The sequence below is a fragment of the Spirosoma sp. genome, from assembly GCF_026391055.1.
In the GTDB taxonomy this organism is placed as follows: domain Bacteria; phylum Bacteroidota; class Bacteroidia; order Cytophagales; family Spirosomataceae; genus Spirosoma.
This window is the reverse complement of record NZ_JAPLET010000015.1, coordinates 631361-657928: the sequence shown is the minus strand read 5'-3', so window position 1 is coordinate 657928 and position 26568 is coordinate 631361. Positions and strand designations below refer to the sequence as shown.

The following is a 26568-nucleotide window of genomic DNA, read 5'->3' as shown; positions in this document are numbered from 1 at the left end:
TAACTGAACGAAACCTATATGAACTACCTGAACCGTAGCCTGCTGATATTTGGGCTGATGAGTATGGTGCTGGTTGGCCTGACTACAGGCACCCAAGCCAAAACTCCGATTCAACTGGACAGTACAATCGTCAAGAAAGACACTATTGCCCTGGTACCAACGGTGCCCGACAGTTTGTTACGTGAGCGACTGGCCAAGTTGCAAAAGTCCATTCCATTGAATTATCACAAGGCTGTACAGGCTTATGTGGACTATTTCACGTTCCGTAAAGCCAGCACTACCAAGACAATGCTGGAGCGAATGCCGCTTTTTTTCCCGCTCTATGAGCGCATGCTGGCTCAATATGGTCTTCCGGATGAACTGAAATACTTATCCATTGTCGAGTCGGCTCTGAATCCGCGGGCCATTTCGAGGGCTGGTGCCGGAGGTCTGTGGCAGATCATGCCCGGCACCGGCCGCGATCTACGCCTGTATCAGGATGATTATGTAGATGAGCGGATGGATCCCGTTAAAGCAACCGAGGCTGCCTGTAAATACCTGCGCGATCTATACAATATCTTTGGCGACTGGGAACTGGCGATGGCCGGTTATAACTGTGGTCCTGGTGCCGTTAAACGCGCCATGCGCCGGTCGGGAGGAGATTCGTTTTACACCATTTACGATGCACTGCCGAAAGAGACCCGCGGATATGTACCGCAATTCGTGGCGTTTACCTATTTGATGAACCACGCTAACGATCACGGTATTGTGGCTGAGAATTACGAGTATCCCATTCCCCACGATACCATTCAGGTGAGCGGTTACTTCAACCTCGAAACCTTTGCCAAACACAGCACTATGCCGCTGGCCGATCTGCAAAAGATGAATCCGGCCATCACAACGACCATTTTACCTGACTATACAAACCGATACCCGCTGCGAGTACCACGGGAGCAGTACAGCTATTTCACCAGCCGCAGACGTGCTATTCTGGATTCCGCAAGCCGACGTCCAAATGTCATGGAACACATCCTGCTGGCAAGTGCTGAAGACGTTCGGTATGGCACCGATTCAATGGGTGCCTGGAAGGAACTAAGCAGAAACCCACTGGCGCGAATACGCCTGGAAGAAACGCTGACAGAAGAGATGCTGGCAGAGCGGGGAAAAGCGGGCGCGAAACTTGCCAATGCAGAATCGGCCGACGAACCCGAAGAAGACATCGAAACGGTGGTGTTGCGTAAGCCCCAAAAGCAAACCTACGTCGTTAGAAAAGGCGATAACTTATTGCAAATTGCCAACCGGTACAACGTTGAACCTTACGATCTTAAACGCTGGAACCATTTACGGTCTACGAGTATCCGGCGTGGGCAGAAACTGGTTATCCTGAAAGAGGTTGCCGAAACCCGTGCTGAGCGCCTGGCCGATCAGGGAACAGCCAAAAGCCGCAAAAAAGCCGAAGTATTGGCGAAGTCGAAGCATTACAAACCCCGCTACCATCGGGTACAAAGTGGCGATACCCTCTGGAACATCGTTCAGCGGTACGATCTGACTATCGACCAGCTTAAGCGAATGAACCACATTCGAAGCAATTCATTACGCCCCGGCCAGAAACTCATTGTGGGTTAAGTAAGCTCACTCCAACCGAACTAACCCACGACCTTTTACCCAAAAGTCGTGGGTTTTTCGTATCTTTACTCTACGATAACTACCTTAAAAACAAGCTTTTCCAGCTCACGAATGATCGCTTACCTAGACGGAACTCTGTCCTATAAAGAAGCTACCCATGCCATTATTGACGTCCATGGCATCGGCTATTTAGTACATATATCACTCCAGACATACACAGTGTTACCCGGTGGTGGCGACCGGATTAAACTCTTCATTCATCACCTTTTCCGTGAAGATTCACAATCCTTATATGGCTTCGCGAATGCGGATGAGAAAAGCTTATTCCTTGACCTGATCGGTGTGTCGGGCGTTGGCCCGAATACGGCGCTGGGTATGCTGTCGGCTATGCAGCCGGGCGATTTACGACTGGCGATTCTGGGCGAAAATGTCCGAGCGGTACAAGCCATCAAGGGCATTGGTGCTAAAACAGCCCAGCGTATTATTCTGGAACTGCGCGATAAGATGAAACGGGCAGGCGTGGTACCCGATGGGCCATCGTATCGCCAGCAACCGGCGGCTAACCCCATTCGGGAAGAATCGCTGGCGGCTTTGGTAGCCCTTGGTTTCCCCAAGCCAACCGCCGAAAAGAGTGTAGACGATGCCCTGCGAGCCGATCCAACGCTCAGCGTTGAAGATGTAATCCGGCGGGCATTGCGACAGCCTTAAACGTCTAGGTATAAGTAACATAAAAAGCGGAGGACGGCATTGCTGCTTTCCTCCGCTTTACTGTGTAAGTGAATGGGTAAATGAGTTTTGTACTTTCCGATAAAAGGGCCTTAGTTTACACCGGCAGCCTGCTTCTGCTTTTCTTTTGCAACAGCTTTCAATTCCTTGGCCTCTCCTTTTATTACTTTCTTCTCGGCTTTCTCCATTTTTCTATCCGCTTTGGCCATCCGGGTTTTAGGGTCCGAAATCCCTTTGACTTCCAGCCCTTTATGGGTCCGGGCTTCCATCTTGTATTCTTGTGCTTTAGCCACTTTCTTCTCAGCCTTCATCTCTTTCTTAGCAGCTTTTCCCTCCTGAACGGCCTGGGCATTGGTGGGTTGAGCTATTGCCAGCAGGGCGCAGGCAGCGGCAGCGATGATCAATTTTTTCATAACGTTTACAGTTTGTGTAGTAAGAAAACGAACCAAAAAGCAGTTCTGTAATGTCAAACCAGCACTGTATAAATATGTTCATCAGCAGAATAAATAAGTATTTATCCTACAAAAACTATAGAAATTAAGTATAAATTAATAAGTACTTGACAAACAGAACATAATCGACAAATAGTAGCAATTAAAAAAGCCCGGCTATTCAATAGCCGGGCTTTTCATTTTAATCCTATCTTAATTTAGAGGGCTCCCTTTCAAATTTGTTTCGAGGTAGGTTGTGTATTGCTGATAGAGCAACAATTGTGTACCCGAACTATAGGCAACCCCATGCGCACCGGGCGGATAAATGCGCAGGTCGGCATCCTTGCCAGCGTCCTCGAGGGCGTTCATTAGCTGGAACGTATTTCGAACGTGAACATTTTCGTCCATTGTCGAATGGGCAATGAACATTTTCCCGGCTAGGTTTTTAGCGTAAGACGTCACGGCACTGACTTTGTACTTTTCTTCATTTTCGGGAATCAGGCCCATATACCGCTCGGTATAAATGGAATCGTACAGACGCCAGTCGGTAACGGGGGCGCCAACCAGCGATACTTTAAAGACGCCGGGGTGGGTCAGCATCGTGTAGCTGCTCATGTATCCACCGTAGCTATGCCCACGAATGGCCATCCGGTTTCCATCTACCCACGATTGTTTGGCCAGATACGCGGCTGCTTCGGCGAAGTCAAGGCTCTCGTATTTACCTAGTTTTTCGTAAACGACTTTCTCAAATTCGCGGCCATAGCCCCCGCTGCCCCGGTTATTGACCCCCACAACAATGTAGCCCGTTTGAGCCAGCCACTGGTGCCAACCTGTTGTAGAAAACTCATTGTACACCGACTGCGCTCCCGGTCCACCGTAAATATCCATTACTACCGGATACTTTTTGTTAGGATCAAAGTCTGCTGGTTTGATGATCGAGATGTCAATCTGCTGCCCATCGGTGGTGGTAAAATGAGTCAACTCCTTGGGCGAATAGCCATGACTGGCCACATAATCTGACACCTTTTTGTTCGTTTCAAGCGCTTTGATCAACTGGCCTTTTACATCCCGCAGTTCGACCTGTGTAGGCGTTGATATATTCGAATACCGATCAATGAAATACTGACCGTTGGGCGAGAAGTTGACCGCGTGCTTACCCGGTACAGTTGTCAGCCGACGCTTGTTCTTGCCATCGACGTCGACGACAAACAACTGCCGCTCCAGGGGCGATGCCTCGGTTGAGGTGAAATAAACTTTCTTTGTTTTGGGATCGATGTGATGAACATAGCTCACCTCCCACTTGCCGCTGGTTACGGCATTGAGCAATTTGCCGGTATAATCGTAGCGATACAGATGTGCGAATCCATCCCGATCCGATACCCAGTAGAACTCCTGCACACCCGCCGGGAAATAGATCAGGTGATTGATCCCAGCAAAAAAGTCGAACACATCGACCCAGGTGGTCGACTTTTCTTCCATGATCTGCCGGGCTTCTCCTGTGCGGGCGTTTGTCATGAACAGCCGCAGGTGGTTCTGCTTCCGGTTCAGGTGCATCAGCGCCAGTTGGCCCTCCTGCGACGTCCAGTAGATGCGGGGGATATAGCCATCTCCTAAATCTACCTTCATCCACTGTTTTGCTTTATTGGCGATTTCAATGACACCAATCCGAACGGCTGGATTTTTGTCGCCTACGCGCGGGTAGGGCAATGAATCGAACTTTTCGTCAAAGCCTTTGTAATCAGTCAGTTTGTAGATAGGAACTTCCCGCTCGTCGGACTGCCAGAAGGCAATAAACTTGCTGTCCGGCGACCAGTCCCAGGCCTGCGCGAGGCCAAACTCTTCTTCGTAGGCCCAACCGAAGCGTCCGTTGTAGAAAGCGGCTTTGGCATCGTCGGTAAGCTGGGTCTCTTTTTGGGTGGCAAAATCGAAAACAAACAGGTTACCGCCCCGCTCGTAGCCCACTTTACTACCATCGGGAGCCAACTCGGCGGTTTGGGCGTCTTTGGCCACGAGCTTCAGGCTCTTGTCGGCTACGGCATATACGTAATAATCCGAAATACCCGACCGCCGGTAAACGGGCCGAAAGTTCGACTGAAACAGAATGTTCTTTGAATCCTTTGACCATTGAAATGAGCCGTAGGTAAAGGCTTTATCGGTGCCGGGAAACTTGAGCTGGCTCCCGTCAAAAACCACTTCTTCCTTCTGGTCTTTTGGGGAGAGCGTCTTTATAGTGCTTTGTCCGTCAATAAAGGAAAACTTGCTACCGCCTTCAATCCAGTTAACGGAGCGCGGCCCCGACGAGCCATTGAGCTGTCCTCCCGAAAAAATAGCCTGCTGAAGATTAGAATACGGCTGTTTGGCAGACTGTGCCGTTGCCAGATGGGTAAGCAGGATGGTTGCCCCAAGCAACCATCCGGATAGTTTGCGATTACTCATGAAGTATATAGAACTTATCAAAGAGTCAAAGCTACTAAAATTTAGGATTTGATGCTGATGCGACCGCTGCTCCTCAAAAGACATCTTGCGAACTCGTTTTGTGAGTATATTTCGATTTACAAAATACCAGTTTATTCATTTACCAATTTATTCTCCTATGACAAACAAGTACTTTCTTGTTGGCCGACACATGCATTGCTTATGGATGCTGGGGCTAACCTTGCTGCTTTGTACGAATGTTTTTGCGCAGAGCACTCGATACACATTGAAAGGACGGGTTACCGATCCTGAAAAACTGGCTATTCCTGGCACGACGGTTGTCCTTGTTGGCACTACAGTTGGTACGACCACCGATGCTGAAGGCAACTACACGCTTCCGGTTACTCTCAAGGCTGGTCCGATCATCCTTGCCTTTACGTCGATCGGTTATGAAACCCTGCGCCAGAATGTTACATTGGGCAATGCCGATGAAGTAACCGTGAACGCGCAACTTGTGGCGGCTGCAACAAACCTCGACGAAGTGGTGGTTACAGGCTCCACGCTGTCGGCTCCCAAACGCGAGTTAGGCAATGCCATCAGCACCATTAAAGCAGCTGATTTAACCCAGAGCGGCTCGGGTAACCTGATCAATTCCTTACAGGGTAAAGTGCCGGGCGCACAGATCACGCAGAACTCCGGCGATCCAGCGGGGGGTATCAGCATCCGTCTGCGCGGTATCAAATCACTGGTCGGCTCATCGGACCCACTCTACGTTGTAGACGGGGTGATTGTGAGTAACGCCAGCACCAACGTATCGCAACTGGCACTATCCAATGATGTGGGCAACGCCAACGTTGGCCAGAACCGACTGTCGGATATTAACCCGGACGACATTGCGACCATCAACGTCGTGAACGGCGCGGCTGCGGCTGCTCAATATGGTTCACGGGCGGCCAATGGTGTGGTGATCATTACCACTAAGCGCGGCCAGAGTGGCAAGGCGCAGGTTAGCTTTACCACGTCGTTCAACATCAACGAACTGCGGAAAGGGGTTCCCGTGAATACCTATGGCAAGCAGTTTGGGTTTGCGTCGCTTCGGCTGTATCCCATCGGAGTTATTTCGGCGGCTCAGATAGCAGCTAATCCGGGGACAACCACAACCAGTATTTACCGCGACGGAACCAATAACCTACTGGCGACCAACCTCGTCGATGTTCAGCGGTATAACTATTTCGACCAGATTTTCCGGACGGGCTACGGCACCGACAATAATCTGTCGATCTCGGGCGGACGCGACAACACGCAGTATTATGTGTCGTTTGGCTACCTCAAAAATCAGGGCATTATCAAGGACACGGATTTTACCCGGTATAACCTCCGCGCTCGTGTCGATCAGCGACTGGCTAACTGGGCCAAGATTTCGGTGGGTATCAGCTATTCGAATAGCCTCTCTAACGAGAAGGCCAACGGTAACGTATTCTACAGCCCCATCAACTCGGTCAACATCACCAACAACATCTACGACATCACAAAGCGCGATGCCGCCGGTAACTTACAGGCTGTTGAACCAACGCGCGTAAACCCACTCTCGACCATCGAAGATATGAAGTTTTCGCAGTCGGTGAGCCGGACAATCAATAGCCTTCAGCTGAACCTGACGCCATTGAAAGGTCTGACCATCGACTACATCGTGGGTGTCGATGCCTATTCGCAGTTCGGAAAAAACTACATCCGGCCTTATCCGTATCAGGCGGTTTCGGGTCTGCCAGCGGCCCGCTATCCGTTTGGATTTGCGGCCACGGCGACCAACCAGGTACTGCAATTCAATAACGACCTGAACGCTCAGTACGAAAACCAGTTCAGCGAGAAGTTCAAACTGAACGCGGCCATCGGCTATAGCTACCAGTATTATCAGGCCGATTACTCGGTTAATAGCGGCCAGAACCTGTCGCCGTTTATCGAAACGGTCAGCGGAGCAAGCAACACCACTTACGCTGTCCGATACGATCTGGACCGCTTTAGCCTGAGTGGTTTGTTTGCACAGGCTACGCTCGGCTATAAAAATCTGGCCTTTGTTACGGGTGCCGTCCGTCGCGACCAGTCGTCGAAATTCTCACCAACGCAGACCAACCAATATTATCCTAAAGTGAGCGGCTCGTTCATCGTGTCGGATCTTGATTTCTGGAAAAATCTGTCGTTCAGCAATGCCTTCAACAGCCTGAAACTACGGGCTAGCTACGGCGAAGCCGGTAACCTGTCGGGTATTGGTTCGTATGCCCGTTTTTACCAGTTCAGCCCGGTGGGTTTCCTGGGTAAGAACACGGTGGTACCCGGTACGCAGCTCGCCAACCCCGATGTGCAGCCCGAACGCATGGCCGAACTGGAAGGTGGTGTCGACCTGTCATTCCTGAATGGCCGGATTGGTCTGGGCGTAACGGCTTACAACCAGAAAATCACCAACCTGGTCGTGAACCGGACACTGGCCCCCACCACGGGCGGTACCAGCATCGTGAACAACGTGGGTTCGATGGAGAACAAAGGGTTTGAAATTGTGCTGGACGCGACACCCATCAAAACAAAAGACCTGAACTGGGATGTGACCTTTATTTACAACCACAACCGGAACAAAGTTCTTGATCTGGGTGGTCTGCCCATCATCAACCCCGATGCCTCCTCGGCGTCCGGAACACCTGTTAACCTGATCGTTGGCCAACCGGTGGGTGTTTTCTACGGTACGGGCTATGCCCGCAACCCGGACGGCTCGTTGCTGTTGTCGCCCTCGGGATTCCCACAGTCAGAACGGGCTTCGTCGCAGGCGAATGGTGCCGTTGATTACGTACCTGCCCGTAATTTGGATGGATCGTTCGATGTTACCAAGCCATTAGCCAACGTGATTATCGGCAACCCGAACCCAAAATGGACGGGCTCCTTCAGCACCAATCTGTCGTATAAAAAACTGAATTTGCACGTACTGCTGGATATGGTTCAGGGTGTCGATGTGTTCAACGCCGACAAACGGACCCGGCAGGGTGTAGGTCTGGGCGACTTTGCCGAACAGGAGCTGCGGGGAACGCTGAAGCGGGGTTATATCTTCGGTATTTACAACACGCAGGAGTTCCGGGTCGATCCGGGTTCGTACACCAAACTGCGCGAAGTATCGCTCAGCTATACGCTGCCAACCCTTATCAAGTCGATCAGCCGGTTAACGGTATCAGCGGTAGGCCGCAACCTGTATTCGTGGGATAAATACACGGGCTTCGATCCGGAAACCAACGCGGGTGGCAACAACGACCTGTTACGCGGCATCGACTTCGGAAACGTTCCTATTCCACGTACCTACCAGCTTAAACTATCAGCGACATTTTAATTTAGTTGATGAGTCAGTGAGTGTAATTAATGCCGTCTGTCAGTAACTGATATGTCTTACACGTATTCCTCGCCGACTGATCGCTTATCATTTATAACTATGAAAAAAATAGTCATTCCCATTCTTCTCACGGGCCTTCTGCTGACGCAGGCTGCCTGTAATAAGGAGTACCTGAACCCCAGTACCATCAGCCAGTCGCAGGCGGTTAGCTCGCCGGATGGTCTGATGACCCTCGCCAACGGGCTGCAGTACCGTTATACCACCGGGGGCGCGTTGAGTGTACTGTATGCCAGCACCGCAGGAGCGGGCCTAACTACCCGTGAACAAGCAGTCCTAAACGTGGGTAACCTCGACGAAGCCAACCTTGCGACCGGTGCCGGTAACGTGAGTAACATTAACAGTGTGGTGCGGAATCTGTGGACGCAGAGCCATCTGGTACGGTCCAATGCCGAACTGATTCTGGCTAATACGGGCGTTGTGTCCGATGCCGGTACAAAGAGCGGCATTATCGGTTATGCGTCAATTTTCCGAGCGTTGTCATTAGGGACACTCGGTATGTTTTTCGAGCAGTCGCCGGTTACAACGGGTACGAACGTGCCGTTTGTAACTCGGGCGCAGGTGTTCAAGGAAGCTATTTCAACCCTCGAAACAGCCGCAACACAACTGCCCAGCGCACCCGTTTCCGCTGACTTTACGGGTAAGATCGTAACGGGTATAGACATTCCAAACACGATTCAGGCCCTGATTGCACGGTATGCGCTGTTTTCCGGCGATTACGATAAGGCGCTGGCGGCTGCCGCTAAGGTGGATCTAACCAAAAGATCGGTCTTTAACTTTGACGACAACACCCGCAACCCGCTGTTCGAATATACCTTCGGAAACCTGAACGTGTTTCAGCCAACCAATGCCAATCTGGGTCTGCCAGCGACACTGGCTCCCGATGCAGCCGATAAGCGAATTGCGTTCCTGACAAAGCCGAGCACCAACACGGCTGTAGCGCCGGTAATTGCCACTGCGTTTTATACCGCCAACAATGCGGCCGTTCCCGTTTATCTGCCGGGTGAAATCCTGTTGATTCAGGCGGAAGCCTACGCTCGTAAAGGTGATCTGGTCAATGCCGTAGCGTCCTTGAACAAGGTACTGACAAAAACAGCGACTCAGGATGCATTTGGTTTGGGCGCGGCCTTGCCCGCTTATGCAGGTGCGCAAACGGCCGATGCCATTCTGGCAGAGATTTACCGAAATCGCCAGATTGAATTAGCCTATCAGGGTTTCCGACTGGAAGACAGCCGCCGGTTTAATCGGCCGGGGCCAGGAGCAACGGGTGCCGAGCGCAACCGAAACTTTTTCCCCTACCCGCTGACGGAGCGTAATAACAACACCAATACACCCGGCGATCCGGCGATTTAACCTAAAAGGAGTAAAGGGAAGAGAGGGATGTTGAAGAAGTCCCTTTCATCCCTTTGCTCCTTTTTTATAACTTAACCGGCAATCCCGTTCGTGTCGATTCGTAGATAGCCTGAAAAAGAGCGACTACGTTACGGCCTTCTTCGCCCGTTACAGCGGGGGCACGACCTTCCTGGATGGCGTCGCAGAACTCGGCGATTTGCAGACCGAAGTAGTAGACAGTAGCGTCGATGGTGTTGAAGAAGGCGGTATCTTCTTCGATAAACTTAGCTAATTGGGTTTCTTCGCCGGGCACCGTCCAGAGGTCATTGACCGGCGGGTCGGTAATGCTCGACATACCGGCAATAAACAGGGCTCCACCATCGGTCTGAACACCTACCGATGCACCATTCTGGCCGTGTACGTGTACTTTCCCGAAAATTCCCGGCTTCTGCGAGTTACTGACGATGATGTTGCCCAGTCCACCATTCTTAAATTTGACAATGGCCAGTGCCGTATCATCGACCTCAATATAGGGGTGGTTAAGGTTACGCCAGACACCAAAGACTTCGTCGACTTCGCCCATGTACCAGAGCAGTAAATCCAGTTGGTGGGGCGACTGGTTGACTAGTACTCCTCCCCCTTCGTCGGCCCAGGTGCCGCGCCAGGCGTCACTCTTGTAGTAGTTTTCATCCCGCCAGCCGAGCATCTGAACCGTGCCGAGTACCGGCTTTCCTATTTTTCCTGAATCGATCGCTTCCCGAATACGCTGGCTGGGGGCATAAAACCGCCGTTGGCTGATAACGCCCAGGTGCCGGTTGTTGCGTTTGGCGGCTTCCAGCATTGCATCGCAATCTTCGAGCGACGATGCCAGCGGTTTCTCCACCAGTACGTGCGAACCGGCATTCAAGGCCGCTACCGTTGGCTCCCGGTGGCCGGGGTGGGTGGTGCAGACCAGACAAAGGTCGACGTTCTCCCGGTCGACCATGTCGTAGACATCGCTATAGGCACGAATGCCGTACTGATTAGCGAAGTCTTCCGCTTTCTGATAGGTTCGACCGTAAACGGCGACCAGTTCGGCGTTAGGTATTTCCAGAGCGGCTTTGGCGTGCAGATGCGCCACTTTGCCGGGGCCAATAATGGCAATGCGTATGGGTTCAGGCATAGTTTTAAAACGTCTTCCAACGAAATGCGTTTTTGGTAGGTCTCCTACTCAAACGAAAATTTAATTATATGAAACATAGGCGGTAAGCGCACTGTTAACAGCGATCATTTCCGGTTCATGCCAGAAAACACACCAGACAGCCCGCCCGATTTGCTGTACAATCAGTAGCACCTCATCCAAACTTGTAAACGGGATAGCAACGTTTGGCAGACCCCAGATACCGCTGCCTATTACACAAGGAAATATCGACCGGACGGGCAGCCCGAAATTTATACCCCCTCTTCTTTTTTGTGACAACTAAACTGGAGACTATCCTTCAGCTAACCGATACTGTCCTCGAATTGAGTAATGGATATTCCGTAAGGCAATATGAAGCGGCTAATTGATTTCCTACGGTTTCAGCACCACCTTTATCAAGCCTTTCTCTTTGTTGTAAAGTCGTTTGAACCAGTCGGCCCCTTCCTCCAGCGGCACTTCGGCGCTTAGAATAGCTTCGACATTAACGCGTCCGGACGAGATCAAGGCCAGGGCCGCTTCGTATTCGCCGTTGATGGCGCAGGAACCCTGAAGCCGCAGCTGCCGGGTTACAATGGCCTGTAAGGGCATCTCAACGGTTGGTGCCAGATTCCCGACCAGCGTTACTGTGGCTCCTTTCCGAACGCAGTCGATAGCGGTTTTGACGGTTGGACCGGCCCCTACAACTTCAAAGGAAACGTCGGCTCCACGTCCGTGCGTCAGGTCCTGCACCTGTTTGGCCACGTCGCCACTTTTCGCGTTAATAATGTGGGTTGCTCCGAGTTTTTGAGCTAATGCGAGTCGATCATCGTCCAGGTCGATAGCGATGATGGTACCGCAGCCCGCCAGTTTCAGCACCTGAATAACGAACAGGCCAATCATACCCGACCCGACAACCACAGCCGAATCATTGACCTGAATGGGCGTCAGGTTAACGGCATGCAATGCCACGGCTACCGGCTCGACCAGCGCAGCCTGGGTGAAACTAACATTATCGGGAACGGCATACAAAATATGCTGGGGTATGGCCACGTACTCGGCAAAGGCACCATTTCGTTTGAAATCGGGTGTCGATACGCCTACGACTTCGCGGCCATCGCTCAGGTTGTATTGTCCCCGGCGGCTGTACCAGTCGTCGAGTACGTACACCGTCGAGTCAAAGGTGACGCGGTCGCCGGTAGCCCAGTTTTTTACCTCGCTGCCTACTTCGGCAATAATGCCGCTGGCTTCGTGTCCCATCACAATGGGCGGAATACGTCGGCCACTGCTGCCATCCATACCGTGTACGTCGGAGCCGCAAATACCCACGGCCTGCACGCGCACCAGCACCTCGTTGGGACGGATAGAAGGCTTGGGCACATCCTGTAAATCAAACTGATTGTATTCTGTAAGAACGAGTGCTTTCATAGTAGTAGAGCGGGTGATCGGCTGTTGCCATGGAAACCCGCATTTGGTACATAAACTGGTTTTGCCAGTTATAAAAAGCGGGCTCCCGCCCGCTATACTTACTGTTTTTGATAAATCTTCACAAAGGCATCGGCGGGGATCTGCTCAACCTCGCCCTGCTGTAAGTGGGGGTTAAGTTCGTAGGTAACGACCTCGTCGATAAAGTCGGGCAATTCGCCGAACAGTTTGCCGGCGGCTGCCGATGTGTATTTTTTTTTGACCCGAACCAAACGCAGGTCGGGGTCTTTGCCCCAGGCAGCGTTGTCTCCTAACACTAACTGAATTTTGGCCCAGTCGTTGAAGAAATACTCCTGCAACAGCGGAATAATGCGATCGCGAAAGGCCGTACAAAGGTCAGCATACGTTTCGATACTGGTCAGGTAGGCGTGTCCAATCTGGTGGTCGCGGTCGAGCAGATACTCGATGCGTTCGTTTATTGTTCGTAGTAATTGGGCCAGATCGACACCGTCAACAACACCCAAAACGCTGGGGTCGGGCACCACCTCCCGAAATGAAAACCGACGGCGCAGGGCAATATCAAGCAGCGCAATCGACTTGTCGGTGGTGTTCATAGTGGCCACCACGAACAGGTTCGACGGTACGCCAAACCGTTCTTGTGAGTACGGCAACGTCAGCCAGAGTTCATTTTCGGCGCCCAGCCGTTTGTCGGTTTCGAGCAGGGTGATCAAATCGCCGAACACGCTGGCGACATTGGCCCGGTTGATCTCATCAATGAGCAAATAATGCGGAGGAGCTTTTTTTAGCTTCTGCTGGCGGGTCTCTGCCGAATCGTTCAGGCAGTCGGCCAGCGTAGCATACCCGGCCTGTTGAATGGCCGACATACAGGCTTTATAAAAAATACCCTTCCGAATCCGGTAGCTGATCTGCCCGTTGATCACCTCCGGGCGAATGCCCTCCACAAACTCTTCATAGCTATAGGCCGGGTGGAAGGTAATGAGGCTGGCACGGTCGCTTGTTTCGCGCAGATAGGGCTGCAACGCAAAGGTTTTGCCCGTTCCCGGCGGTCCATACAGGATGAGGTTGTGGGGCTGGTTGTTTAGCTCCGGTTCGGTTTCGTATTCGGCTTCCGGCTCTTCGGCAGTGTAGTCGTTCAGTCGTCGGTCGCCAAGGGTAGGGTCGTCGGCGAGCCGGATTACTTCGCTCAGGAAGGCTTCATCTTCAGCGGCCCGGTACACATCGGCATTATGGCGGGCGGAGTGCGGCCCTCGTTTACTCGTCTCAACCAGTTCGAGCAGGCAGTCTTCCCAGCAGGTACGCAAAACGGGCTGATAGAGCAGATGTACGTTCGACTGCCCGATGATAGCCGCTACATAATCGGACTTTTCGGTGATTGGCTCAAAGACTAGTTCCTCAAGAATGGACAGCCGTTCCTGGCAGGATTTCTTGACAGTAAGGTGATACTCTACCTCACTGCGACGCTGGCGCTGGATGCGCAGGGCCTGAAAATAATTGATGTGGGCTGTAATAGCGGCTTTTTCCTGCCGCACTACGAAAGCCAGCCGGGCGTCGCCGTTGGGCAGATTGACGATGTCGATCAGTTCCTTTAACAACCCAAAAAATCGCCGGACAGCTTCGGGGTGACCAATGTCACGGATGCGTTCAATGAGAGGTTGCTGCTGGGTATCGGTCAACACAGGAAAGAGGAATTGGCGTTTACGAAGCTACGAAATTTTCAGTGGTTTACGGCTTTCGTCTCGTTGTAGCCGATGTGGTTGTTGAGGTAATCCACTGTAAGACGGCCCTTTTGAAAGGGTGCGTTACTGATTACGCCATCACAAATAATGCCCAACGACCCATGCTCAACGGGCGACAAATAGGTGGATTTCCGACTGAATGATTGGCCGTTTATCTGAAACGTAAAGTTCTTCACATAACGAAACAAGCCTATTTTCATTTTACCAATTCCAAAGGCTGCCCCTGGCCTTTTCTTTGTTTTATATACGCCAAGCTTAGCGGCCCCTTTTTCCCGCAGATCAACATTATTACACCCGGAGTCAAAATACATATTCAGCAGATTACCCGATTCGGAACGAACGACCAGTACAGGATGCCCTATACCAAACAGATTCTTTTCGGCCGTCGTATCTAAAACGGGTCGACGAATCATGAGTGTCCAGGTACTAAAATCTGCTGTATAAGTAAGGTTTTTGAGAATATCCCAACCCAGAAGACCATCCGCATGCATCGTTTTGAAAACGTTATCTTTCGCCGTGTAGATTACAGGTACATGTGTTAACCGAACATTGCCAAATGACAGGGAATCTAGCAGGCCAACAGGTGCTTTAACCTGTGTGCCAACCGAGTTTAAAACGTTTATGTCCGCTAAAGGCTTTAGTCCTAACTTTTGACTAAGCGACTGAGAAATAACAGAAAAATTAGCACCCGAATCAAGCACAAGTCGTACAGGCTTTCCATTAAGGAGGACGGTGGCGACGACATAGCTATGCTTCCGAATCGTGACGGGAATCAGTAAACTATCGGTAGAAAAACTGATTTGCATGGCCGGATATGCAGCTAATGCCTTAGCCAATTCATAAAGTTCTGGCTTCTCTTTAATCTGATCTGCAAATCTCACATACTCACTATATTTACCCTGGTAGAAGTAAAGTTCGCTCAGCAAGTGAAAACGGGCGGGAGCGCTCAATGGGGAGGCAGTCTGCAAAGCTACTTTCTTCATCAATGCCTCGGCCTTATCAAACCGATGGTAGAGGCTATGCTCAAGCGCGTTGATGCAATCGCGGGAAATAGAATCTAACGATGTGTAATCAATGGCCTTGAACTCAAAGTTTTCCAGAGCCGTTGTCGGGTCTTTGTAAGAAGTAGTCTGTTGCGAAAAAACAGAAACGGAAGTCAGCAGGAAGCACATCAGATATAGGCAGAATCGCATAGAGGGTGGTTACGGCTAGAGCAGATTTACAGTGAGACGATTGAACGCTTCTACGTCACCTCGTTGTCAAGGCAGCTTAGCGTAGTACCGACTACACCAGTCCATAGCTGGCGCGAGCATTGGCACTTTAGCTGGCGCGAGCATTAGCTCGTGCTTTTTGATAAAGTCAGTATTTACTAACGCAAGCGAACCGGAACGCCGGACCGGCTTGCTAAATAAACAGGCACGGGCAAATGCCCGCGCCAGCCACTCATATCTCTACGCCAGATAACTACCGATACTCACCACACCGGCGAACACGCCCGAGGCCGTTACTCATGAACAATATAATCGTTATTAGTCAACTCAATAAAGGTATGCACAAGGAACAACCCATCAAGGGTAGCCCTATTACCTCGAAATAAATCCAGTAATTGGCGATTTTTTATGTTACCAGTAGTCAACAGCAATAATCTGGGAGGCTGGCCGAACAGAAGATAACTATCCCTAAAATCGGAATCTTTTGTAATGACAATTCGATTTTCACGAGTGGCTAGTTGGCGAATAATAGTATCACTTGTCTCGTCTTTATCCGGCAATTCATCCGTATGGATTACATCATATCCTTTTGCGCTCAGTATCTCAGCCAGCAAATAAGGTAATTGAGCATCAACCAGATATTTCATACGACTACCTGATGAATACTTTTCACCCGGGTAAGTCGACTGGCAAAGGCCAGACAAGCCCGAATATCATCTTCTTCCAAAGCAGGATAATCGGCCAGTATCTCCTCGTGAGTCATTCCGGCCGACAGAAGATCAAGGATCAACTCAACCGGGTACCGACGATTGCGGATTGTTGGCTTACCGTGACAAATGTCGGGATTTAACGTGATTCGTTGAAGCAACGCATTTTCCATACCGTTCTTTTTCCTACCAAGATAACAATTCTTACGCCAGATAACTACCGATACTCACCACATCGGCGAACACGCCCGAAGCCGTTACCTCTGCTCCTGCGCCGGGGCCTTTGATTACTAAGGGGCGGTCTTTATAACGCTCCGTCGTGAACGAAACGATATTGTCCGCACCGGTTAGCTGATAGAACGGATGCTCCACACCGACCGGCCGCAAACCAATCGTGGCTTTGTTGTTCTCGAAGCTGGCGACAAACCGTAGCTTTTCGCCCTTCGTTTCGGCTTCGGCAAGCAGGTTTTCGAAGTAGTCGTTGTTGCGCTCCAGTTCCTCAAAGAAGGCCGGAATGGTGGGCGCAGCCAGACAGGATTCGGGCAGCAGGGTGTCGATGGTGACGTCTTCCGGCTCCAGTGGGAAACCCGCTTCACGCGCCAGAATCAGGATTTTCCGGGCTACGTCAAGGCCGCTCAGGTCGTCGCGCGGGTCGGGTTCGGTGTAGCCTTTCTCTTTGGCTTCGCGAACCACGTCGGCAAAGGAAATGCCGGGGCGGAAGGTATTGAAGATGAACGATAACGTACCGGACAAAATCGCTTCGATCTTCAGGAAACGGTCGCCCGCCGTCATCAGCCCCTGAACGGTGTTGATGATCGGCAAACCAGCGCCCACGTTGGTTTCGTATAGAAACTTGACACCCCGGTTCAGGGCTGTCCGCTGCAACCGGCGGTACTCGCTGTACGAGCCCGAGTTCGCCACTTTGTTCGGCGTTACGACCGAGATGTTGGCGTCCAGCAGCGACTCGTAAAACTGCACAATGTCTTTGTCGGAGGTGCAGTCGATGAAGACCGAGTTGGGCAGGTTATAATCTTTGATCTTCTCGACAAAAGCCGGTAAGGATGTGGTTACACCATCGGTCAGCAGCCGTTCGCGCCAGCCGTCCAGCGATATACCTCGTGTGTCGAGCACCATCTTTTTGGTGTTGGTCATGCCCACCACGCACACCTTCAGCAGCTTTTCCGAACGCAGATATTCCGACTGGTTATAAATCTGCTGCAGCAGCGTTTTGCCGATCAGACCCGTACCCACCAGATACAGGTTCAGCACGCGGGCTTCGGACTGAAAGAAGATGTTATGCAGCGAGTTGAGCGCCTTGGAGAGGTTATTCTTGTTGATAACCACCGAGATATTGATCTCCGACGACCCCTGCGCGACCGCCACAATGTTGACCCCGTTTTTGCCAAGTACCGAAAACAGCTTCCCGGCAATACCGGAGCTTTTCTTCATGCCCTCCCCCACCGTGGCAATAACCGACAGATCACGCTCGATGGCGATGCTGTCGATGTGCCCGTGGGCAATTTCGGTGGCAAACTCTTCATCCAGAATGTTCTTGACATTTTCGGCACCGCGCGGGTCGATGGCGAAACAGATGGAGTGCTCCGACGACGCCTGCGAGATCAGAATAACGCTGATCTTGTGAGCCGCCAGCACACCAAATAACTTGGCTGATACCCCCGCAACGCCGATCATTCCGGAGCCCTGCACGTTCACCAGCGCAATGTCGTCGATGCTCGAAATACCCGTGATGGTGTACTGCCGACGTTCGGCGGTGCGGCTCACCACGGTACCGGCATGGGTTGGGTTGAAGGTGTTGAGCACCCGAACCGGAATATTGCGGGCAAAAGCCGGTTGCAAACTTGGCGGGTAGATCACCTTGGCACCAAAGTGCGATAGTTCCATCGCTTCGGCGTAGGTAATAGTTGGGATATTGAAGGCATTCGGCACCTTGCGCGGGTCGGCAGTCATCATACCGTCAACATCGGTCCAGATATCAATTACCTCCGCGTTCAGGGCTGCACCCAGAATCGACGCCGTATAATCGGACCCGCCCCGACCCAAAGTTGTGGTTTCGTTTTTCTCGGTTGAACCGATAAAGCCCGTCACCAGTTGCAGGTCCGACGTTTTGGCAAAATGCTCCTGAACAAGCTGGTTCGTCAGGGTATAATTCACCTCGGCCTGTCCGAATTGGGCATCGGTCTTAATAATTTTGCGGGCATCGCAGAACTGGGCCGGAATGCCCCGGCTTTTTACACATTCGGTAATGATCGTTGTAGACAGCCGCTCGCCGAAACTGGTAATGAGGTCATGCGTACGCAGCGAAAGCTCACGAATGAGCGACACGCCCCGCAGCAGATCCTCCAGCTCGTTGATGATTCCGCGAACGTGCGCAAATACTTTGCTCTGTTCTTTAATGGGAATCAGGGCTTTTATGACGTTAAAATGGCGGTCTTCAATCCGGCGAACCAGTTCCATATAATCCGTCTCACCGGTTGTGGCCATCCGCCCAATCTCGATAAGCTGGTTGGTGATGCCCCCCATCGCCGAAAATACGACCGCTATCTGGTCGCCGTTCTGCCGATGGTTTTCAATGATCTGGATAACTTGTTTGATACTGTCTACGGACCCAACCGAGGTACCGCCAAATTTAAGAACCTGCATTTGTACTGGTGAATGAGTGAAAGAGCGAATGACCGGGCTGGCGTTCCGGCGAAAGAGCGGCTCATTAATAAAGGTGACTACTTTATTTACGAAACTTAATCAGGAAGCCGTTGATGATGGTGGTATTGTAAAGCAAAGATAATACGGTGCGCTCATTTCCGGGCTTCTACCAACAGAAAAGGCACCCCGCAAGGAGTGCCTTCCCAACACAAAACATCTTTCTGCAATTACGATGCAGTACTAAACGACTTGTTTTCGTTAATCGTCAGTAACCCCAACCCGATAGTCAGGGCATCTTCGGCCAGCGCAACGACCGGATCGGGCAGGTCTTTTTCGTGCGTCAGCCAGTGGCGCAGATGAAAAAAGGCAAACGAACCAACAGCCGCGCCCACAACGCCTAAAATAGCGCCATACGCTACCGGTTGCCCGTCGGCCTCGGCCAGAGCCGCGCCCGACGCAGCCCCGGAGATTAACCGAACAGGCAACTGAGCCGCCGAAATACGGTCGGGGGCGTTCGGAACTTTGTCGCCAATCAACTCCCCACCTGCCAGCAAAGCCAGCGTCGTTGCAGTTTTGGGCGAGGTCAGGAAACTAAACGTTGAATCCGACAAGGGATTGGGAGTTTCGTGAGACAGTTTATGGCTCACAAAAGCAGGTGCCGACATAGCCCGCATACCGGCTACGATGCCTATCTGAAAGGCACTCAAATAAGTTTGATTCATGGTCATTTGTCGTTGAGTATAGGAGTCAGAACTCGAATACCCGGCCTTTGTTTGTAAGGTTACTTTTTACGACAACTACCCTTGAATGTGTAGGTCCACATACCCGCACAAAACTACCCGTATAGTAAATATCTTAACCCACCAGCACGAGTTCATAGTCCTAATCAGCAATATAGCAGGTTGAAAAAGCCGCGTGTTATGCCTTGAAAACAAAGCATAAGACAGGCATCGGAAAAACTTTACCTTGACAAAAAAACACTTTACCTACTCATCTTGTTGATCTGCCAACTTACTTGTAAGAATTGCATAGCAGCCTGATTATCTTCTGTTTAGCAAAAATTAAGTGTATGAGCAGCTACAGATATGTCGGCAAATTGGGTGGTCAAGTCAGTTGATTTTCTCAGAGTACGGGAATTTAGCTGATTAAGAACGGTGCGTCTTTTTTTGAAGGAGACGAAATCCAACAGAGCCAGGACACCGTAAATGTTTTCGAACCGTCTGATAAGCCTGCGGTTATGTTGTTACTACACTTAATTTATTACGTTATGAATAAGCAACAGAATGAAACTGGCCTGACTATGTTGCCCGGCCAGTTGGAGCCGGTACGAGTAGGTCGCCGGTTGTTTCTTCGCTACGCGGGTGCTTTTGCCGCAGGGGGCGCTATCCTGGCTTCCTGCAAAGAGGGTGAAGAAAACCCGACCACAGTAATGGCCCCCGTCGACCTCGGTACGGGTGACGTTGGCATCCTGAACTATGCCTTTGCTCTTGAGCAGCTCGAAGCCGCTTTTTACACGCAGGTTGTCGCTAAACCTTATACCGGCATGACCGATGCCGAAAAAGCCATTCTGACGGATATTCGCGACCACGAAATCATTCACCGCGAATTTTTCAAAGCGGCAATCCCGGCCGCCAGCCGCATTGGCGATCTGGTACCCAATTTCAGCAGCATCAACTTCAGCGACCGGGCCAGCGTGCTTGGCACTGCCAAAGCGTTCGAGGATTTGGGCGTAGCCGCTTACAATGGGGCTGGGACATTAATTACAGACGTGAATTACCTGGCACTGGCGGGTAAGATTGTATCGGTAGAAGCTCGTCATGCAGCAGCCATCCGCGACCTGCTGAACCCAAAATCGGCTGATTTTGCCGGCGACGATGTGGTAGCGCCTACTACCGGTCTGGATGCGGCCACCCCGCCTTCTGCGGTGTTGCCAACTGCCCAGAAGTATGTACGAACACCGATCACAGCCACCAATCTACCCAAGTAAACCACACGCAACGCTATGAACTTATTCAATTTAATAGCCGATATCGAAAAAGCAGACCCCGAAGTTAGCGAGCGTTTCAACTTCTACTCGCGCCGGAATCTGCTCAAATTTGGTTCAAATCTGCTGGCTGCCGGTATTCCAACGGTGGTGGCTGGTAGTCTGAACCAGGCTTTTGCCCAGACTACAAGTGCCCCTTCGCAGGCCGCTATTGACACGGCGAATTTCGCCCTCACGCTTGAGTATCTGGAAGATGAGTTTTACCGCACCGGCCTGGCTACGGCGGGACTTGTTCCAGCCAGCGATCTGGCCGTTATCAACCAGATCAGCAAACACGAAACGGCACACGTTAATCTGCTGAAGACCACTTTGGGCGCGGCTGCCATTGCCAAGCCAACGTTCAAGTTTCCGGCCGGTACGTTCTCGACCTACGCCACATTTCTGGCTACGGCACGGGCACTGGAAGACACGGGCGTTCAGGCTTACAAAGGACAGGTAGGAACACTGGTCAACGACAAGCTCATTTTACAGACTGCTCTGCAAATCCATTCGGTAGAAGCGCGCCATGCTTCGGAGGTTCGCCGGATGATGGGCATGAAAGGCTGGGTTTCCGACCCAACCCAAACGACGTTTACGCAGGCAGGTGTGAGCCTGAAAACGCTGCCGAACGTGACTGGCATAACTGACGACAATTTCCGCGGTGCTTTCGATGAGCCTCTGACCAAACAGCAGGTCATGGCCATTGCCGCATCGTTCTTATAAAAAAACATTAAGTATAGGGAGGCCGGGAAACCGGCGAGGGTGGCGAAAGGTATCGGAGGTTTTCTCTGATACCTTTTTTTTGTCCTTTTTCATCCGTCCGTTTTTTCGTTGCTTGCAGATAAATTCGCCCCTGATGGCGACCTCTGTATGAAATTCGTTCGTGTTTTCCTGAAAGTCCTGTTGGGACTTGTTGTATTTATCCTTCTCTTTCTGGCCGTAAGTCTGGCCCCGGTCGATGAGACGCCGTACCAGCAAATGCCTTATTACACCCAGACAAAAGAACGTCTGGCTAAGCTTCCGGCCATTCCAGCGGCCACCACACCGCTGCGGGCCGGTTGGGCCAAGTCCAGCATTACGCCCCCCTACGCCACGCCTACCGGTGGTTACGGTGCCCGGCGCGGTAAGCATTGGCACATTATTGCCGATTCTATTTTTGCCCGCGCCATCGTGCTTGATAATGGCGGTACGAAAGCCGCACTCATTGGTCTGGACTTGCTCATTACACCCCCTACCGTAGTTGAAGCGCTCAAAAAACGACTCCCCGAAGTGGGATTGCAGTGGGAGAATATCTATGCAGGGGCTATTCACTCGCACAACAGCATCGGCGGTTGGGCACCGGGTATTGTTGGTCAGCTCATAGCGGGCGGGTATGATGAGAAACTGGTCGTTCGTATTACCGATGGAATCATAAATGCCATCCGGGCGGCCCAGCAGAATATGGCTCCTGTACAAGTTGGCTTTGGGCAGGTTGATGCCAGCGACCATATTTATAACCGCATTGGGTTCTCCGGCCCCACCGGACCGCTCGACGGCATGGTGCGCCTGCTGAAACTGAAGAAAGAAACCGGCGAATCGGCCCTGCTGTGCACCTTTTCCGGTCATGCGACCCTCTACGAAGATGCTATGTGGAATTACCTCAGCCGCGATTACCCCGGTTCGCTGGTCGACCGCCTGGAGAAGAAATCGGCCGACTTCGCCGTGTTCATGGCGGGGGCGGTGGGCAGTACCGGCCCGCAGGCGCGTGGTAAAACTGACTTTCAGGAAATTCGCAACTATGCCGGTGACCTGGCTTTGCGCATCGAACGAACCGTTCCGCAAATCCAGACTAAAGCCGATAGTACGCTGGGGATTCTGACGCTGCCGCTCGGTTTGCGCGAACCGCACCCCCGCGTTATTGGCAACTGGCGGGTGCGGCCGTGGCTGTTCTACGCCGTTTACGGCGATTACCCATCCGACCTGAAAGCCCTGCGCATTGGTCAGACGGTTCTGCTGGGCACCCCCTGCGATTACTCCGGCGAATTTGTGGCCGATTTCAAACCGCTGGCTGCGCAAAAAGGCGTTAACCTCATGATTACCAGCTTCGATGGCGGCTACATTGGTTACGTAACCCCCGACAAATACTACAACCGGACCACGTACGAAACCCGCGACATGAACTGGTTCGGTCCGTATAACGGGGCGTATTTTGAGGAAATGATGATGGGGTTGTTGAAAAGAATATAGATAGACTTTATGACCTGTCAGCCTAATACCTCAACACTATGACCTTTCGTTTAACCTTTTTCATCGTTCTCTTTCTCAGTTTTTTCTCCGGCCATGTCTACGATGAACCTTCCGCCGTTATCCGCATCAACTTGCTCGGCTACCGACCCGATAGCCCGAAGGTTGCCGTTTGGGGAAGCCTGATCGACAGACAGATTGAGAGGTTCGAACTGGTCGATGAACAGACGAACGGGGTGCATCAACAACTACCGGCCGGGCGGGCGTTTGGCGGATATGGGCCGTTTAAACAATCATATCGGCTCGACTTTTCGGCGATTCAGAAACCCGGTCGGTATTACCTGCGCACAGCCGACGGTGCTCGATCGCCGGGGTTTCGGATTGGCGACGATGTATATGCGGGTGCGGCCGATTTTTGCCTGCGCTACATGCGCCAGCAACGAAGCGGCTTCAATCCCTTTCTGAAAGACTCCTGCCATACGCATGATGGTTATGCTATGTACGGCCCCATGCCGGACAGCACGCATATCGACGCGTCGGGCGGCTGGCACGATGCGTCGGATTACCTGCAATACGTAACTACCTCGGCCAACGCCACTTATCACCTGCTGGCCGCCCTGCGCGACTTTCCAACTGCCTTTGGCGACCAGCATCAGCTAAATGGGTTGGCGGGTGCCAATGGCCTGCCCGATGTGCTGGACGAAGCCCGCTGGGGACTCGACTGGCTCCTGAAAATGCACCCCACCGACACGTGGCTCTTCAACCAGCTCGGCGACGACCGCGACCATTCGAGTATGCGAATCCCAAAACTCGACAGCATGTATGGCAAAGGGGCTGAGCGGCCCGTATATTTTGCAACGGGCCAGCCGCAGGGGCTGTTTAAGTACAAGAATCGGGCAACAGGCGTGGCCTCTACAGCGGGCAAAGTGAGCAGCGCGCTGGCATTGGGCTATCAGCTGACGCGAAAAAATGACCCCGCCTATGCCGGTAAACTCTGGCAACGGGCGCAGTCGGCGTATAAACTTGGGCTCGAAAAACCAGGCAATTGCCAGACCGCGCCGGGCCGGGCACCTTATTTCTACGAAGAAGACAACTACGCCGACGATATGGAACTGGCCACCGTGGAGCAACTTAACGCCATGGGGGCTACTGGAACACGGGCGGCCAAATTACAAACTACAGCACTGGACTTTGCCCGAATGGAACCCGTTACGCCATGGATTCTGAACGACACCGCCCGGCATTATCAGTGGTATCCGTTTGTGAACGTCGGCCATGCGGAGCTGGCGAAACGGCTACCGGCCCACGATCGAAAAACCGTTACCAATTACTACAAAGCCGGTATTGAGGTAATTTGGAAACGCGCCAGTCAGAACGCGTTTTACCGGGGTGTACCCTTTACGTGGTGCAGCAATAACCTCACAACGTCCTTCGCCACGCAGTGCTTCTGGTACCGGCAGCTCACCGGCGATACGCAGTTTGCCGCGCTGGAACAAGCCAATTTCGACTGGCTGTTTGGCTGTAATCCATGGGGCACGAGTTTCGTTTACGGCCTTCCCACCAACGCCGATACCCCCTCGGACCCGCATTCGTCTTTTACGCATTTGAAAAATTACCCCATCGACGGCGGGCTGGTGGATGGCCCCGTACGGGGTAGTATTTACAGCCGACTGATCGGGATTACCCTGCACGAACCCGACGAGTACGCTTCTTTCCAAAGCAACGTAGCTGTATACCACGACGATTATGGCGATTACAGTACGAACGAACCTACCATGGATGGCACGGCCTCGCTCGTGTACCTGCTGGCCGCCAAGCATGCCGAGAAAGTTCAACCCGCGAAGGCAACTACGTCCCAAAAACGTCAGAAACCGGCAAAAACGCTAAAACTATCGACCAAAGCCGACCTGAAATCAACCTATTTCAAAGGGGCAAAAATCAGGGGTGACACCAGTGCCCGCCGACTGGCGCTGGTGTTTACCGGCGATGAGTTTGCCGATGGCGGCTCCACCATAGCCCGAACCCTGCGAAAGCACCAGGTTCGGGCTTCGTTTTTTCTGACGGGTCGGTTTTTACGGAACCCCGCTTTTACCCCGCTCCTAAAACAGCTTCAACGGGACGGCCACTACCTCGGTCCCCACTCCGACCAGCACCTGCTCTACTGCGACTGGACAAAGCGGGATAGCCTGCTCGTGACCCGGCAGCAGTTTGTGAATGACTTACGGGCTAATTACGCGGGGTTAGCTCATTTTAAAGCCCCTCAAAAAACCACTAAACTGTTTCTGCCGCCCTACGAGTGGTACAACGACAGCATTGCCGCGTGGGCCAGAGCAGAAGGCGTTCAACTTATCAACTATACACCCGGCACACTCAGCCACGCGGATTACACCACCCCCCAGGATAAGAACTACCGCAGCAGTGCCACCATACTGCAATCCATATACACCTATGAGCAGAAAAAACCCACTGGCCTGAACGGTTTTATTCTGCTGATGCACATTGGCGTAGCCCCAAATCGAACGGATAAACTGTACGATCATCTAGATGAATTAATCGCTGAACTTCGGCAGAAAGGATACGCCTTTTTGCGGGTCGATGCGTTGTAAAAAGAACCTAAAACCTTACGCATGAAAGTGTGTTGATATAGATACTGACGACCGGAACTTCGGCCAATGTCGGCTTACTCAACTAATGAACTTTTACCATGCGTACATTCCTGTTTCTTCTGGCGGTTAGTCTGTCTGGCTCCGCCTGCTTCGCCCAGAGCGATTCATTGAAAAAAGTAGAGCAAACCCCTGTTCAGCAAAGTCCGTCACCAAAACAGGTAGCCATTCCGGGCGTTGATACACCCCTGTCGGGTGGTGGCATGACCGCCCAGACGCCCAACAACCCCATTCCGCCCGTTCAGGACAACAAGAAACGTAAAACCCTGCCTCCCAGCGACCCACGGGCGTTTGGTGTATCGGTACCTATTGGAAAAACAAAAAAAGATACCTTGTAAGCCTTACGGATGGCCCAACGCATTTAAGCCTGTCACTCTATTTTAACTATAAGACTGATGGGCTCTGCTTTGTTTTTGGCCAGACAATGCGGTTACTTTGTGTCAACGTTCTTTGTTTTCCGTCAAACAAGCTAATGGTTTTCCTGAGAGGTTCAGGAAATGAAAAAGGAATCGTGTGAGAATCACGAGCAGACGTTGCTACTGTCAGTGACTATTAAAAAAGGGTTTGCCCTCGATGTCCATTGTCCTTCAGCGGTTCGCCCACTCCGGCGAACCGGTTGCGATAGGATGAGAAGGACGGCAAATACCGTCACAAGCCAGGAGACTTGCCTTTAGCTTTGCTGATTACGCCCACACGCGATTGGGTTTTATCACGATTGACTGCTTCATTCCGGCTTCTCCCCGAGGCTGGGTGTGGTATGTCGTGTTGTGTAAATTCTGGATCATGTGGTGGGCGTATGGAGTTCGGCA

The 26568-nt window shown here is 51.9% G+C and carries 19 protein-coding genes and 1 riboswitch; of the genes, 9 read left to right on the top strand and 10 right to left on the bottom strand.

Annotated features, from left to right (window positions below):
- Positions 1-18 precede the first annotated feature (18 nt).
- Both NT073_RS08195 and ruvA read left to right on the top strand, forming a co-directional pair.
- A complete protein-coding gene (locus NT073_RS08195) occupies positions 19-1605 on the top strand; it encodes a lytic transglycosylase domain-containing protein (protein WP_297371540.1) in 1587 nt (528 codons plus the stop codon).
- A gap of 111 nt (positions 1606-1716) precedes the next feature.
- Positions 1717-2313 (top strand): Holliday junction branch migration protein RuvA, encoded by a 597-nt coding sequence (gene ruvA / locus NT073_RS08190; RefSeq protein ID WP_297371538.1) that lies wholly within the window; start codon positions 1717-1719, stop codon positions 2311-2313.
- Between the two features lie 110 nt (positions 2314-2423).
- Here the strand turns inward: ruvA and NT073_RS08185 are convergent, their stop codons facing one another.
- Both NT073_RS08185 and NT073_RS08180 read right to left on the bottom strand, forming a co-directional pair.
- Positions 2424-2744, bottom strand: coding sequence for a hypothetical protein (locus NT073_RS08185; protein ID WP_297371536.1), 321 nt, complete (start codon positions 2742-2744; stop codon positions 2424-2426).
- Positions 2745-2975: 231 nt separating this feature from the next.
- Positions 2976-5198 carry a DPP IV N-terminal domain-containing protein gene (locus tag NT073_RS08180; RefSeq protein ID WP_297371534.1) on the bottom strand — a complete coding sequence of 741 codons (2223 nt, stop codon included), beginning with the start codon at positions 5196-5198 and terminating at the stop codon, positions 2976-2978.
- 205 nt (positions 5199-5403) lie between these two features.
- On the opposite strand from NT073_RS08180, the gene NT073_RS08175 reads away from it, so the two are divergent.
- Together NT073_RS08175 and NT073_RS08170 are read left to right on the top strand one after the other, a co-directional pair.
- Entirely contained in the window at positions 5404-8544 is a 3141-nt protein-coding gene (locus tag NT073_RS08175) for a SusC/RagA family TonB-linked outer membrane protein (protein WP_297371673.1), read from the top strand.
- A 99-nt stretch (positions 8545-8643) separates the two neighbouring features.
- Positions 8644-9954, top strand: a complete 1311-nt coding sequence (locus tag NT073_RS08170; RefSeq protein ID WP_297371532.1) for a RagB/SusD family nutrient uptake outer membrane protein — start codon at positions 8644-8646, stop codon at positions 9952-9954.
- A 64-nt stretch (positions 9955-10018) separates the two neighbouring features.
- On the opposite strand, the gene NT073_RS08165 is transcribed toward NT073_RS08170, so the two are convergent.
- The 8 genes from NT073_RS08165 to NT073_RS08130 all read right to left on the bottom strand — a co-directional run bounded on the left by NT073_RS08165 (position 10019) and on the right by NT073_RS08130 (position 19572).
- The gene (locus NT073_RS08165; RefSeq protein ID WP_297371530.1) at positions 10019-11095 is read right to left on the bottom strand and encodes a Gfo/Idh/MocA family oxidoreductase; all 1077 of its coding nucleotides are present in this window, start codon (positions 11093-11095) and stop codon (positions 10019-10021) included.
- Positions 11096-11485: 390 nt separating this feature from the next.
- Positions 11486-12517 (bottom strand): galactitol-1-phosphate 5-dehydrogenase, encoded by a 1032-nt coding sequence (locus tag NT073_RS08160; RefSeq protein ID WP_297371528.1) that lies wholly within the window; start codon positions 12515-12517, stop codon positions 11486-11488.
- A gap of 98 nt (positions 12518-12615) precedes the next feature.
- Complete coding sequence (locus NT073_RS08155) at positions 12616-14211, bottom strand: AAA family ATPase (protein WP_297371526.1); 1596 nt, start codon at positions 14209-14211, stop codon at positions 12616-12618.
- 38 nt (positions 14212-14249) lie between these two features.
- Positions 14250-15464, bottom strand: coding sequence for a retropepsin-like aspartic protease (locus tag NT073_RS08150; RefSeq protein ID WP_297371523.1), 1215 nt, complete (start codon positions 15462-15464; stop codon positions 14250-14252).
- A gap of 311 nt (positions 15465-15775) precedes the next feature.
- Positions 15776-16129: a DUF5615 family PIN-like protein gene (locus NT073_RS08145; protein ID WP_297371520.1), complete on the bottom strand. Its 354-nt coding sequence runs from the start codon at positions 16127-16129 to the stop codon at positions 15776-15778.
- Positions 16126-16362, bottom strand: coding sequence for a DUF433 domain-containing protein (locus NT073_RS08140; protein WP_297371511.1), 237 nt, complete (start codon positions 16360-16362; stop codon positions 16126-16128). The genes NT073_RS08145 and NT073_RS08140 overlap by 4 nt, the downstream gene beginning before the upstream one ends.
- Before the next feature lie 31 nt (positions 16363-16393).
- Positions 16394-18850 (bottom strand): bifunctional aspartate kinase/homoserine dehydrogenase I, encoded by a 2457-nt coding sequence (gene thrA / locus NT073_RS08135; protein ID WP_297371508.1) that lies wholly within the window; start codon positions 18848-18850, stop codon positions 16394-16396.
- Positions 18851-19077: 227 nt separating this feature from the next.
- Positions 19078-19572, bottom strand: coding sequence for a DUF4126 family protein (locus tag NT073_RS08130; protein WP_297371505.1), 495 nt, complete (start codon positions 19570-19572; stop codon positions 19078-19080).
- Positions 19573-20117: 545 nt separating this feature from the next.
- On the opposite strand from NT073_RS08130, the gene NT073_RS08125 reads away from it, so the two are divergent.
- The 5 genes from NT073_RS08125 (at position 20118) to NT073_RS08105 (ending at position 26097) form a co-directional block, all read left to right on the top strand.
- Positions 20118-20837: a ferritin-like domain-containing protein gene (locus NT073_RS08125; protein WP_297371503.1), complete on the top strand. Its 720-nt coding sequence runs from the start codon at positions 20118-20120 to the stop codon at positions 20835-20837.
- 15 nt (positions 20838-20852) lie between these two features.
- Positions 20853-21596, top strand: a complete 744-nt coding sequence (locus tag NT073_RS08120) for a ferritin-like domain-containing protein (RefSeq protein WP_297371500.1) — start codon at positions 20853-20855, stop codon at positions 21594-21596.
- A 147-nt stretch (positions 21597-21743) separates the two neighbouring features.
- Positions 21744-23099, top strand: a complete 1356-nt coding sequence (locus tag NT073_RS08115) for a neutral/alkaline non-lysosomal ceramidase N-terminal domain-containing protein (RefSeq protein WP_297371496.1) — start codon at positions 21744-21746, stop codon at positions 23097-23099.
- A gap of 38 nt (positions 23100-23137) precedes the next feature.
- Entirely contained in the window at positions 23138-25702 is a 2565-nt protein-coding gene (locus NT073_RS08110) for a glycoside hydrolase family 9 protein (RefSeq protein WP_297371493.1), read from the top strand.
- Between the two features lie 98 nt (positions 25703-25800).
- Positions 25801-26097, top strand: coding sequence for a hypothetical protein (locus tag NT073_RS08105; protein WP_297371490.1), 297 nt, complete (start codon positions 25801-25803; stop codon positions 26095-26097).
- A gap of 118 nt (positions 26098-26215) precedes the next feature.
- Positions 26216-26446, top strand: a riboswitch (cobalamin riboswitch).
- The last annotated feature ends 122 nt before the right edge of the window (positions 26447-26568 follow it).